Source organism: Sphingobium sp. (assembly GCF_036170395.1).
In the GTDB taxonomy this organism is placed as follows: Bacteria; Pseudomonadota; Alphaproteobacteria; order Sphingomonadales; family Sphingomonadaceae; genus Sphingobium.
Window position 1 is genome coordinate 22,147 of record NZ_JAVHPD010000009.1, and the last position, 12,788, is coordinate 34,934.

Annotated in this window: 11 protein-coding genes; 6 read left to right on the forward strand and 5 right to left on the reverse strand. The window is 62.1% G+C overall.

What is annotated here, in order from left to right:
• Nucleotides 1–88: 88 nt before the first annotated feature.
• The 5 genes from V2B31_RS03480 to V2B31_RS03500 form a co-directional block, all read right to left on the reverse strand.
• Nucleotides 89–2,821, reverse strand: coding sequence for a calcium-binding protein (locus tag V2B31_RS03480; protein ID WP_328275319.1), 2,733 nt, complete (start codon nucleotides 2,819–2,821; stop codon nucleotides 89–91).
• A 99-nt stretch (nucleotides 2,822–2,920) separates the two neighbouring features.
• The gene (locus V2B31_RS03485; protein ID WP_328275321.1) at nucleotides 2,921–4,714 is read right to left on the reverse strand and encodes a calcium-binding protein; all 1,794 of its coding nucleotides are present in this window, start codon (nucleotides 4,712–4,714) and stop codon (nucleotides 2,921–2,923) included.
• 233 nt (nucleotides 4,715–4,947) lie between these two features.
• Entirely contained in the window at nucleotides 4,948–5,406 is a 459-nt protein-coding gene (locus V2B31_RS03490; protein WP_328275501.1) for a very short patch repair endonuclease, read from the reverse strand.
• Nucleotides 5,372–6,301 carry a DUF4928 family protein gene (locus tag V2B31_RS03495; protein ID WP_328275324.1) on the reverse strand — a complete coding sequence of 310 codons (930 nt, stop codon included), beginning with the start codon at nucleotides 6,299–6,301 and terminating at the stop codon, nucleotides 5,372–5,374. The genes V2B31_RS03490 and V2B31_RS03495 overlap by 35 nt, the downstream gene beginning before the upstream one ends.
• A complete protein-coding gene (locus V2B31_RS03500; RefSeq protein WP_328275327.1) occupies nucleotides 6,298–7,443 on the reverse strand; it encodes a DNA cytosine methyltransferase in 1,146 nt (381 codons plus the stop codon). Before V2B31_RS03500 ends, V2B31_RS03495 begins: the two co-directional genes overlap by 4 nt.
• A gap of 130 nt (nucleotides 7,444–7,573) precedes the next feature.
• Between V2B31_RS03500 and uvrA the strand changes: the two genes are divergently transcribed.
• The 6 genes from uvrA (at nucleotide 7,574) to V2B31_RS03530 (ending at nucleotide 12,755) form a co-directional block, all read left to right on the forward strand.
• Nucleotides 7,574–10,573, forward strand: coding sequence for an excinuclease ABC subunit UvrA (gene uvrA / locus V2B31_RS03505; protein ID WP_328275328.1), 3,000 nt, complete (start codon nucleotides 7,574–7,576; stop codon nucleotides 10,571–10,573).
• Nucleotides 10,570–11,613 (forward strand): hypothetical protein, encoded by a 1,044-nt coding sequence (locus V2B31_RS03510; RefSeq protein WP_328275330.1) that lies wholly within the window; start codon nucleotides 10,570–10,572, stop codon nucleotides 11,611–11,613. Before uvrA ends, V2B31_RS03510 begins: the two co-directional genes overlap by 4 nt.
• Nucleotides 11,614–11,686: 73 nt before the next feature.
• On the forward strand, nucleotides 11,687–11,905 hold the full coding sequence (locus V2B31_RS03515) for a DUF433 domain-containing protein (RefSeq protein WP_328275334.1): 219 nt from the start codon (nucleotides 11,687–11,689) through the stop codon (nucleotides 11,903–11,905).
• Between the two features lie 132 nt (nucleotides 11,906–12,037).
• Nucleotides 12,038–12,217, forward strand: a complete 180-nt coding sequence (locus V2B31_RS03520) for a DUF5615 family PIN-like protein (RefSeq protein WP_328275337.1) — start codon at nucleotides 12,038–12,040, stop codon at nucleotides 12,215–12,217.
• An 80-nt stretch (nucleotides 12,218–12,297) separates the two neighbouring features.
• On the forward strand, nucleotides 12,298–12,480 hold the full coding sequence (gene relB, locus V2B31_RS03525; RefSeq protein WP_328275341.1) for a type II toxin-antitoxin system RelB family antitoxin: 183 nt from the start codon (nucleotides 12,298–12,300) through the stop codon (nucleotides 12,478–12,480).
• Nucleotides 12,480–12,755, forward strand: coding sequence for a type II toxin-antitoxin system RelE/ParE family toxin (locus tag V2B31_RS03530; protein WP_328275345.1), 276 nt, complete (start codon nucleotides 12,480–12,482; stop codon nucleotides 12,753–12,755). The genes relB and V2B31_RS03530 overlap by 1 nt, the downstream gene beginning before the upstream one ends.
• Nucleotides 12,756–12,788: the final 33 nt, after the last annotated feature.

The following is a 12,788-nucleotide window of genomic DNA, read 5'->3' on the forward strand; positions in this document are numbered from 1 at the left end:
GAAACCCCCTGTTCGCGCGGGCATGGCGCTTTCCATCAACAAATTAGCGGTATGGGCCGCAAAATCGGAAGACAATCGTAAGCCCCCCCTACCCCACCACCACCACAAAATCCGCATGGGTCAGCGCCGTCCCCGCCGTCACCTGCGCGAACAGCACCGCATCGCCCGCGCCATGCCCATCCGCGTCATAGTATATCGCCCCGCTCGCCCCGTCATAGAGGATGCGGTCGTCCGCCTCGGTCGCCACCGCGCCCGTCTGGAACGCGCCTGCGGCCAAAGTCCCCACCGGTCCGATCGCGGCGAAAATCAGGGGGTCGAGCGCGATCCCATCATCCACCACCGAAAAGTCGGTAATGCGATCGACATTGCCGGCCCCCGGCGCGGTATCGAACAGGAAGATGTCGGCTCCCGCCCCGCCGGTCAGCAAGTCGTTCCCGCCAGCGCCGCGCAGGATGTTGTCGCCCCGGTTGCCGGTCAGCAGATTGTCCGATGCGTTGCCGACAGCATCGATGGCGCGCCCGCCGAGCAGAATCAGCGCCTCGACATTGTCCGGCAGTGTGTAGCTTACGCCGCTATGCACCATATCATAGCCGCGCCCGATCCGTTCGACCACCTGATCGCCGATGTTATCGACATAATAATGGTCGTCGCCACCCAGACCGATCATCCGGTCCGCGCCGTCCAGTCCGCTGATGACGTTGCTGCGATTGTCGCCGATCAGAACGTCCGCGCTGTTCGACCCGCGCAGATTCTCGAACCCGCTGACGGTATCGATCCCCGCCCCGCGTGTGCTTTGCGGCCCGGTGATCGCCAGCGACACGACCACGCCGGTCCGCGCATTCTCGTAGCTCAGCGTATCGATGCCCGCCCCGCCGGTCAGAATGTCGCCGCCATAGCCGCCTTCGATCACGTCGTCGCCCGCGCCGCCGGCGATGATATCCGCACCCAGCCCGCCGGTCAGGAGGTTGGCCGCGCCATTGCCGGTCAGCCGGTCGTCGTAGCGCGTGCCCTGGACATTCTCGACATTGGTGAGGGTGATGCGCCGCAGATCGCCTTCATACAGGCCGAGCGCCGCCAGATCGACCGTCACACCGCTCGCATAGCCCGCAAAGGAGACGCTATCCACGCCCGCGCCGCCATCGAACAGATCGAAACCCCCGCCCGCGGCATAGCGGTCGTTGCCCTCGCCGCCCTTATAGGCCATATAGGCCCCGGTTCCGGTGAACAGATCGGCGTCCGGCGTGCCGTTCACCGTTTCGCGAAACACGCCCGCCGTCAGCATATCCTCGCGATAGTCGTCGGTCGCCTGCTTTATCGAGACGACATAGTTCCCCCCGCTGCCGGCTCCGACGCCAAGATAATAGGTGCCGGATGTCGTTGGAGAAAAATGACGGTCGGCAATGCCCGTCAGTCTGGCGCCCGCGGCATCATAAATTGCCGCCGTGCCGACCCCCTGCGTCGCGAAAATATAGGATTTCCCGACCGACAGGTCGACGGCGAACCAGTCGAGGTCGACCGCATTCTGCAGTATCCCCTCGGCCGTGCCCCCCACCTGGATGGTGCCGGCCGTGAGTGGGTTGGCGGTAAAATCGTCGGCCGTGGCCGAACTGGTCAGGGTGTAGCTGTCCGTGCGGCCGGGCCGGGGCTGTGGAGAGTCGATCCAGACCCTGAACAGGCCATCATGCGGCGCCAGAAAATCCAGCTTGCCCAGTTGGCTGCCCTTGAGGAACGCGCGGCCGTCATAAATGGCGAACACACGGCTGGTGCCCGACGTGAAATTGTAAATCTGCCCTTGGGTGAGATATATGTCGTAATTATAAACGTTTTCCGACACCAGCCCGGACTCGTTCACCACCTGCCCAACGACGATGTCGGGATAATCCGCCAACGGAATCTCTGTCAGCCCGACCGAATAGGTCAGGGTTTTCCCAGCTAAATAAGCGTCCTCATAACCCGCGATGACGGAGATATAGTAGATACCTGTATCAGCGATGTCGAAGCTGACCTTTCCGCTCGAATGCTCGACACTCGTGCGCGTCATCACGACATTGCCTTGCGCGTCGAGCAGTTCGACGCTCCGGTCAGGCCGATCCTCTGAAGCCCCTGCCAGCACTTGCAAATCAACCTCATAGGAGCGCCCGCCCGTCAGCGCCGCCGCGAACCAGTCCGCATCGCCATAGGCTTCCCACCTTCCAGCTTCGACCATCCCAGCGTTCAGCGACCCGGCCTGCGCCGGCGACGTGCCATGATCGTCATCCACCGTGTCGATCTTGAGCATGTCGCCATTGCCGATGATGCTCAGATAATAGCGCCCCGACTCGGTAGGCGTGAAATGCCCCAGATAGCTGTCGAACGGCCGAGTCAGCACATTCCCCTCGGCATCGGCGATATAGGCTTCATAGCCTCCGCCAATGGCGTAGGACTGGCCGCCGGTCAGATCGACGGCGTACCAGCTTTCGGCGCGGCTCGGATCGACCTGAGCGGGCCAGACGCCTTCGCCGATGGTCAGGACCAGAGGCGTGGTGGTCCCTGGCGGCGTGGGGTCCACCTGTTCCGTCACCGTGACGCTATAGTCCTGCACATTACTGCCCGACAGGGAAACCCAATAATCTCCCGTCGACTCGGCATAATAGCCGACCGTGGTCAGGAGGAACTCGGCCGTCCGGTCATAATGCGGCGTGACGGCGGAGCCATCGGGCAGCCGGAGCCCGATACCGAAGGCGTCAGACAGGGTGAAGATATAGGTCTTCCCCGCCTCAAGCCGGATGCGAAGCCAGTCGACATCGCCCTCCGCTTCAAAACGGCCATTGGCGGTCAGCATCCCGTCTCTCCTTCGGCCCGACACATACCGGACAAGCCCGACGGTGGTAAAGCCAATTCAACCGCTTAGGGACAGGGAATGGTATTTGCGCTGCCCCCCCTACCCCACCACCACCACAAAATCCGCGTGGGTCAGCGCCGTCCCCGCCGTCACCTGCGCGAACAGCACCGCATCGCCCGCGCCATGCCCATCCGCGTCATAGTATATCGCCCCGCTCGCCCCGTCATAGAGGATGCGGTCGTCCGCCTCGGTCGCCACCGCGCCGGTCTGGAACGCGCCCGCCGCCAGCACGCCGATCGGCCCCGCCGCCGCGAAGATCGTTTCGCTGAGCCCGATACCGTCCACCCCGACCAGGAAATCGGCGATGCTGTCGACATTGTTCGCGCCCAGAGCCGTGTCGAACAGAAACAGGTCCGCGCCATGCCGTCCCGCCAGCAGGTCGTTGCCCGCGCCACCCCACAGCAGATTGTCGCCCAGATTGCCGGTGATGCGATCGTCGCCATCGGTGCCCATCGCAGCGATCGCCCGGCTGCCGATCAGATAGACCGCCTCGACCTCCGTGCCCCTAAGGTCGAAGCTCACCGAGCTGTAGACGAGGTCGCTGCCCCCGTCCGCTTCCTCGATCACGACATCGCCGGCGTCGGCCACATAATAAATGTCGTCGCCCGCGCCGCCGACCAGCACGTCCGCGCCGCCCCCGCCGTCCAGCACATCATTCCCCGCGCCGCCCACTATGCTGTTGGCGCGCGCATTGCCGGTGAACTGGTGCGCGCCGTCGTCCCACGCCTCCAGCCCCTCGACATTGCCGGTCAGGCGATAGACGGCGAGCGTCGTCGTCACCACGTCGATCCCATGATTGACCCGCTCGACCACCAGATCGCCGGCGTCATCGACGAAATATCTGTCATTGCCCTTGCCGCCGATCATGGTGTCGGCGCCGTACCAGCCGTCGATCCAGTCATCGCCCCGGTGGCCGGTGACGATATTGCTCCCGTCATTGCCGACCAGCAGCTGCCCCGCGGCGGAAAGGCCGCGCAGATTTTCGACCTCTTCGGGCAGGAAATAGCTGTCGGTCCGGGTCCGCACCTCGTCCACGCCCTCGCCCGGCTGCTCCACCATGAGGTCGCCGATATCGTCGACATAGAAAATATCGTCGCCAGCGCCCCCCGCCATCAGGTCCGCGCCGCGCCCGCCATTGATGATGTTGTCGCCCGCATTGCCGACGATCAGATTGTCATAGCCATTGCCGGTCGCGTTGATGTCCGCCGTGCCGAGCAGCCCGAGTATCTCGACGCCCTTCCCGCCGAGCGAATAGGAAATGGCGGACGCCACGCTGTCCAGCCCGCCGCTCAGCCGCTTCTCGACCACGACGTCGCCCGCATCATCGACCAGATAAAGGTCGTCGCCCGCGCCCCCCGCCATCCAGTCCGCGCCCGCGCCGCCGTCGATCTGGTTGCCGCCGCTATCGCCGATCAGCACGTCGTTAAAGGCCGATCCGAAGAGATCCTCGATCCCGACCAGCGTGTCGGTCCCCGCGCTCCCCGTATCCTGCGGCCCTATGATCGCCAGCGACACCGAGACGCTGCCTGGCGCATGGGCATAGCTCGCGACATCATAGCCGTCCCCGCCATCGAGCAGGTCGTCGCCGCCCAGCCCCTCCAGCACATCGTCGCCACCCTCTCCATAGAGGCTGTTGTCGTCCGCGTCGCCGGTCAGGTAGTCATCCAGCTCGGTTCCCATGGGCGCGTCAATGGAGGGAAGATAGGCCGCAGCGCCCGCCTGCCCATGGTCCGCCGCCCCGAACCGCGATCGCCCGGCGCCGGCACGTCCGCCAGCCACGCCGCCACGGGCTATGGCCGCCAGAATATCCCCGCTCCCGATCAGATCAGCCATCCCACCCCCCTTTTACGCTCCATCCGGCCGCGAGACCGCCTCAACCAATCACGACGAAATCCGCGTTGCTCAGCGCCATCCCCGCCGTCACCTGCGCGAACAGCACCGCCGCGCCCGCGCCATTGTCATCCGCATCATAATAGATATTGCCGCTCGCGCCATCATAGAGGATGCGGTCGTCCGCAAAGTTCCGCTTCTCGCGCCGTCCGATACGGCAGCGCCGGCCCCGCCGATCATTCGCGCCCGGCCACGGACGCCGCGTCAGACAAAAAATCCTTCAGCCGTATCTCCATCGCGGCTCGGTCGCCAAGCGCGCATTCCCAGACGGTCAGCACCGCCCATCCCGCGGCACCCAGGGCATCACAGTTTCTTTGATCCCGCTCGCGGTTCGCGGCGATCTTACGCCGCCAATATGCCGCATTGGCCTTCGGCTCCCGCGCGCCACGCCGGCAGTCATGGCCGTGCCAGAAGCACCCATGAACAAAGATCAGCTTGCGCCGACCGATGAACGCAATATCCGGCTTGCCCGGAAGATCGGCGCGATGAAGGCGGTAGCGATATCCCATATCGGTCAGCATACGCCGCACCAGCAGTTCAGGCTTGCTGTTCCTGGCTTTCACCCGAGCCATCGTCTGAGAACGGGTCAGTGGCGAGGTCTTAGCGCGCGATGCGGAGGCTCGGGTCGTTTTCACAGGTATCAATGATGTTGTTATAGCGATCAACGATCCGCTCAAGCGCGGCCGTCGCCCCTCTTGCTGCAAATAATCCTAGCTCGTGCGCGTTTGCAGAAAGGAACTGGCCGATTTCCAGTATTTCGATCCGATCGCGAACGCCCACCACGGCTGATAGTCCTTCCGCAAGGGGCATGCCCTTGGGTGTAGTCACAATGATAGGACGAACCCCCGCCTGCACATTGGCTGTGCATTTGCGGATCAGCGCTTCGCTCGGCGTGGCGGTCACATGGATGGCGGCATCGCCGATATCGAAATCTCCACCACGCCCATGACCGGCGTCGTTGGTGTTGGCGCTATGATGGATCACCGTGACGCGATCACCCAACACTTCCTCCAACTTTGCGCCCACCAGGTGCTGTAGCATCGTGCCGACAATCATCGCACCGCTCATTTCACGCTGCCGGCTCTCAGCCTGTGACAGAAGGTCGCGAACGACAGATTCGATGGACACGCCGATCTCTCCCCTGAACTTGAACGGGGCGCTGGCGAAACGCGCACGAAACAGGTCAACCCAGAACCGCTCAACCTCCTCCAGATTGACGCCTTCGGCACCCAACTCGTTCAGAAATGCGACGTAGCGGCGCATATTGTCGATGCTGCCACGATTGGTCCGGCCGACCTCGGTGCCCATGCTCCGGGTGACACCATAGTCGCGCAAGATACGATTGCCCGCGTCGCCATTCAAACCAGCAACTTGACCGCCACTGGGGGACAATTGAGCAGCAGGGTCAAGCGGAAGACCCTTTTCCCGCGCACGGCGCGTCATGACCAAGCCCACGTTGAGAGCGCCCTTTGATCTGGCGAAGCGATGCTCCTCCACGAACGCTTGCAATTTTTCGAGAACAGACGTCATCCTGCAGCGCGCGCGCTCCCTGCGCTAACCGACAGGGCAGGCTCGATGATCGTACGCGCTATGTAACGCACCACAGGCACCGCCACGCCATCGCCAGTCAGGTGGTAAGCATCATTGTAACGAGCCGGCAAGATATAATCCTCCCGTAATCCCATGAGCCGCGCCGTCTCCCGCGCAGTGATCAGACGGGAGCGCACCTTCCCATCCTCAACGGTCATGATGATCTGCCGGCTTGATCCGCCGCCCGGCGTGCGCAGGCATCCGGCGATGTCGAAGCGTATTTCCGCCCGTTGCACCTTCTTTCCGTTTTCTATCCGCGTGCGCTTGTAGACTGCGCCGACTGCGCGCCCATGGTTACCAGCCACCAGATCGATTTTGGCGCGGTTGACCGGGCTCATCATCGCCAGCAGATTGGCAGTCTCCGCCGGCTCGTGCCAACGCACGTTCGGCCCGGTCTCGATCAGGTCCATCAATCGCACATTGGACGCTGCGGGGGCAGGCGGCGCGAACCATAGCCAGCGCTGGCGCACCCTTTCGGGCAGCGCCGCCTGCGCCAGTCGCAGCCGCTCGGGATGCCAGCAATCGACCGCATAGGGACTGGTCACGCCCCCCCGGAACTCCCATTGATCATCAATAGCCACCACGAACAAGCGCGGTCGTGACTGCGGCAGGAAATGACGCGCGTCCATCACCAGTGCGCCGAGCCAGTAGCCAGCGTCTCCCACTGCTTCGCACAAGGCGGCGAAATCTGCACCGCCGTGTGAAGTGAGGAGGCCACAGACATTCTCCAGCACGATCGTCCGGGGCTTGCGGCCTTCGGCCTTGAGCGATTCGATCAGCCCCCAAAAAGGCCAGAAGGCGCCAGATCGTCCGCCCTTCAACCCCGCCCCTGCCCCGGCCAACGACAGATCCTGGCAAGGAAAAGACGCCCATACCAGATCAGCGACATCTGGAAGGAGCGCCGTCGTCACACGTCCGACATCGCCGACATGCAATGCTTGCCCACCCCAGTTTTCGGCATAGGCAGCCGCTTTCTTTGGGTCGAAATCGTTGGCGAACAGGCATCGCCACCTTTCGCCCAATCCCTCCCGAGCCATGCCGCCGCCAGCGAAGAACTCGTAAAAACCGGGACGCTCATTCATCACGCCACTATCTCCGCAAACCATATTCGGCGCAACCGATCCTTGCCGACCGAGCGTCGCGTCGCCATCTTCCCCACCGTGCCGCAGCCCGACTTGCGGATCAAGAACAAATCTGGAACAATCTACCCCCATGAGCCTCACACATATTTCCGTCCGCGGCGCGCGCGAGCATAATCTCAAGGGCGTGGACGTCGATCTGCCCCGCGACTCCCTCGTCGTCATCACCGGCCTTTCCGGCTCGGGCAAATCCTCGCTCGCCTTCGACACCATCTATGCCGAGGGGCAGCGCCGCTATGTGGAGTCGCTCTCCGCCTATGCGCGCCAGTTTCTGGAAATGATGCAGAAGCCCGATGTCGAACATATCGAGGGCCTCAGCCCCGCCATCTCCATCGAGCAGAAGACGACCAGCCGCAACCCGCGCTCGACCGTCGCGACCGTCACCGAAATCTACGATTATATGCGGCTCCTGTGGGCGCGCGTCGGCATCCCCTACAGCCCCGTCACCGGCGAGCCGATCAGCGCCCAGACCGTCAGCCAGATGGTCGATCGCGTGATGCAGCTGCCCGAAGGCACGCGCTTCTATCTGCTCGCCCCCGTGGTGCGCGGGCGCAAGGGCGAATATCGCAAGGAACTCGCCGAATGGCAGAAGGCGGGCTACACCCGCGTCCGCATCGACGGCGAAATGTATCTGATCGAGGACGCCCCCGCCCTCGACAAGAAATATAAGCACGACATCGAAGTCGTCGTCGACCGCCTCGCCGTCGATCCGGACATGGGCACGCGGTTGGCGGACAGTTTCGAACAGGCGCTCAAGCTGGCGGATGGCCTCGCCTATGTTGACTTGGCGGATGGTGATCTCCCTCTCCCCGGCGGGGAGAGGGTCGGGGTGAGGGGGAGCGAGCCGCAGGCGAGCGTCCCACCTATCGCTCCGGACACCCTCACCCAACCCTCTCCCTCAAGGGAGAGGGCTAAGAGCGGCATGAAAAACGCCGGAATCCCCCCCAACCGCATCGTCTTCTCCGAAAAATTCGCCTGCCCGGTCAGCGGCTTCACCATCCCCGAGATCGAGCCGCGCCTTTTCTCCTTCAACGCCCCCCAGGGCGCCTGCCCCGCCTGCGACGGCCTCGGCGAGCGGCAGGAGTTCGACCCCGAACTGGTCGTGCCCAACGAAGCCCTCTCGCTCAAGAAAGGCGCGGTCGTCCCCTGGGCCAAATCCAACCCGCCCAGCCCCTACTATATGCAGGTCTTGGGCTCCCTCGCCCGCGAGTTCGGCTTCTCGCTCGACACCCCCTGGGCCGACCTGCCCGGCGAAGTGAAGCTCATCATCCTCCACGGCACCGGCGGCAAGGCCGTCACGCTCCGCTTCCAGGACGGCCGCAAAAGCTATGAGGTCAAGAAGCCGTTCGAGGGCGTCATCGGCAATCTCAATCGCCGCATGCTCCAGACCGACAGCGCCTGGATGCGCGAGGAGCTATCCAAATATCAGCGCGCCCAGCCCTGCGAAACCTGCCACGGCGCGCGCCTGAAACCCGAAGCGCTCGCGGTGAAGATCGCGGGCGAGGACATCTCCATCTCCACCCGCCGCAGCGTGGTGGACGCGCTCGGCTTCTTCTCCACCCTCCCCGCGCAGCTCAGCGACCAGCAGAACCAGATCGCCCGCGCCATCCTCAAGGAGATCGTCGAACGCCTCGGCTTCCTCAACAATGTCGGCCTCGACTATCTGAACCTCGACCGCACCAGCGGCACCCTCTCGGGCGGCGAGTCCCAGCGCATCCGCCTCGCCTCCCAGATCGGCAGCGGCCTCAGCGGCGTCCTCTACGTCCTCGACGAGCCCAGCATCGGCCTGCACCAGCGCGACAATGACCGCCTGCTCGTGACCCTGAAGCGCCTCCGCGACCTCGGCAACAGCGTCATCGTCGTGGAGCATGACGAGGATGCGATCCGCGCCGCCGACTATATCGTCGACATGGGGCCGGGCGCGGGCGTCCATGGCGGGCAGATCGTCGCGCAGGGCACCCTGCCCGAAATCCTGGCGCATAAGGACAGCCTAACCGCCGATTATCTCAACGGCACCCGCCGCATCGAAGTCCCCGCGAAACGCCGCAAGGGCACCGGCAAGAAGCTCACTGTCCACAACGCCCGCGCCAACAATCTGCGCGGCGTCACCGCGTCGATCCCGCTCGGCACCTTCACCTGCATCACCGGCGTGTCGGGCTCCGGCAAGTCCAGCTTCACCATCGACACGCTCTACGCCGCGTCGGCCCGTGCCCTCAACGGCGCGCGCATCCTCGCCGGCGCGCATGACAAGGTGACGGGCCTCGAACATTGCGACAAGGTGATCGACATCGACCAGTCGCCCATCGGCCGCACCCCCCGCTCCAACCCCGCCACCTACACCGGCGCCTTCACCAACATCCGCGACTGGTTCGCCGGCCTCCCCGAAGCGCAGGCGCGCGGGTACAAACCGGGGAGGTTCAGCTTCAACGTCAAGGGCGGCCGCTGCGAAGCCTGCCAGGGCGACGGCGTGCTCAAGATCGAGATGCACTTCCTCCCCGACGTCTATGTCACCTGCGACGTGTGCCACGGCGCGCGCTACAATCGCGAGACGCTGGAGGTGAAGTTCAAGGGGCGCTCCATCGCCGACGTGCTCGACATGACGGTCGAGGACGCGGTCGAATTCTTCAAGGCCGTCCCCCCCATCCGCGACAAGATGGCGATGCTCGCCGAAGTGGGCCTGGGCTATGTCAAGGTCGGCCAGCAGGCAACGACCCTCTCGGGCGGCGAGGCCCAGCGCGTCAAGCTCGCCAAGGAACTCTCCCGCCGCGCCACCGGCAACACCCTCTACATATTGGACGAACCCACCACCGGCCTCCATTTCGAGGACGTCCGCAAACTCCTCGAAGTCCTCCACGCGCTGGTCGACCAGGGCAACAGCGTGGTCGTGATCGAGCATAATCTCGACGTCATTAAGACCGCCGACTGGATCATCGACATGGGACCGGAGGGCGGGGTGAAGGGCGGCGAGGTGGTCGCGGAAGGCACGCCGGAGAAGGTGGTGAAGGAGAAGCGGAGCTTTACGGGGCGGTATCTCGCGCCGTTATTGGGGTTGGAGGCTGTGGCAGCGGAATGATGCTGCGAAAGTCGATAAAGACGCGTACGACACATATCCTTACACCGCACTGGTATCAACCTAAGCGGCCCGGTTTTTCGTATGAGGGAGGATATGAAGCACTGAGTGGGCTCCTAGCTCAAATTCACGGCATAAAATTGGAAGTTGGCTTATTTTTTGATCAGCCCTTTGAAGGTTCAATTGTGCTTCAAGTGGATACGCCAAACGAGGTCGATAAATCAGTCATAAAAAAAGTTCACCGCCTTGCCGAATATTGGAAAGACAGCTTTTGCATCCGGGCCGATATCGAATGGACGAACCCCAGAGAAATAGCCTTTTTCAATAAAAACCGAGCAATTAAGTCCAGCAAGGATGTAGTTTTTCGTACATGCTCTCATTTTTCCCAAGAAATAGTAACAAAAATGTTAGTTCTTATGAGTTGCTATCTACCAGGATCCTCCAGATGTCTGCATTATTATTATGAAGACAAGTTGTTTGGTATCTTCGATAATGCGTGTGAAAGCTCATTCGATCACGCGGCTGTGATGATGATGGAGGCGGGAGTGCCGCCATCACCTAATATGTCGTTCTTGGATTTTATTAAATGGTCACTGAAAGTCGGAGGTTTTTGGAAGGGTCTTCCAAGCACTAACGTCGGTCGCACCTTGAATTTTATTAGCCATGCACATCATAGAGTTCGACAAAATAATTCTCTTTCGGATATCCCTTGGATAGTTGCTGCTCTAGAGGCTCTATTTACGGAATCCAATCAGGAAATACGAGCTAAAATCATTCGTAGGACTGTTTTATTATGCCCCGAAGTGGAGAAGTTTGCATCCAGAAAAAGTATAGGTAATCTATATGATTTCAGGTCTAGATTTTTACATGGCGATATAATTATCCCTAACGCCTTTAATTCGTACGACGATGGTAAATGGTATGGTCACGACTTCTACAAGGCTCTGCATCTTTCCTCGGCGATATTATTCAAAAGTATCCATAGAATAGCGGAAAATGGGTGGACAGATTTGACATTCGTCGAAAGCCCCTGCGGGAGTTAAAGTAGTATTTTCTAAACTGCTCAACTGGCATAGCCACCTTGACGCCCCTTCCCCTCACTCACATACTCCCCCTATGACCACGCGCATCGTCATCGACTCCAATGTCTGCGGCGGCCGCCCGATTGTCGCCGGCACCCGGATGCGCGTCAGCGACGTGCTCGATGCGCTCGCCTCCTCGGTCAGCGTCGAGGAACTGCTGGAAGACTTCCCCTATCTCACCCGCGAAGATGTGAACGCCTGCCTGGCCTACGGCGCGCGCGCGGTGGACCATACGGTCGTCCAAGCCGCCTGATGCACCTGCTGATCGACGCGCAACTGCCACCCGCGCTTTGCGGATGGTTTGCGGAGCGCGGCCTGATCGCTGCCCACGTCAGCACGGAAGACGCCCGACGCCATCATTGCCGCCCACGTCGAACAGCACGGCATGACACTGGTGACGAAGGACGACGATTTCCTCCTCCGTCACCCGCCGGTCAGATCCCGCCTGCTCTGGCTGCGCTGCGGCAATATCAGCAATCGCGGCCTGCGCATTTGGCTCGACGCCCGCTGGCCGATGATCGCCGAACGCCTCGATCAGGGCGACCGGGTCGTAGAGGTGCGCTGAACTCTCCGAAATTGATCCGATATGGAGTCAACTCCACCCCCAATCTGGATAAACCCCCTCCGCCCTGCTATCCTCCACCCATGCCCAAGCTCACCCCCATCGAGTCCGAGTTCGCGACGACCGAGGAAGCGGAAGCCTATGACGCCTGGTTCCGCGCAACGGTCGAGGCGAGCCTTGCCGATCCCCGGCCCGGCATCCCGCACGATCAGGTCATGGCCGAACTGCGCGCGCTTATCGAAGCCAAGGCGGCAAAGCGCGCCTGATGCCGCACGTCATCTGGCGCCCAAAGGCCCAACAGGACGCGCGCAATATTCTCGACTACATCTCCGACCGTAACCCGGCCGCCGCTCTGCGCCTCGCTGACCTCTTCGAGCAAACCGCAGAGAAAATCGCTGACCATCCTTACATGCACCGTCCCGGCCGCGTCACCGACACGCGCGAGGCGATTGTCACGCCCAACTATATCCTGATCTACCGGGTGGTTGGGGACAGGATAGAGGTCATCAACATCAAACACACCCGCCAGCAATATCCCTGAAATCCCCCAAAATCCTATTCGCTGTCCTACACC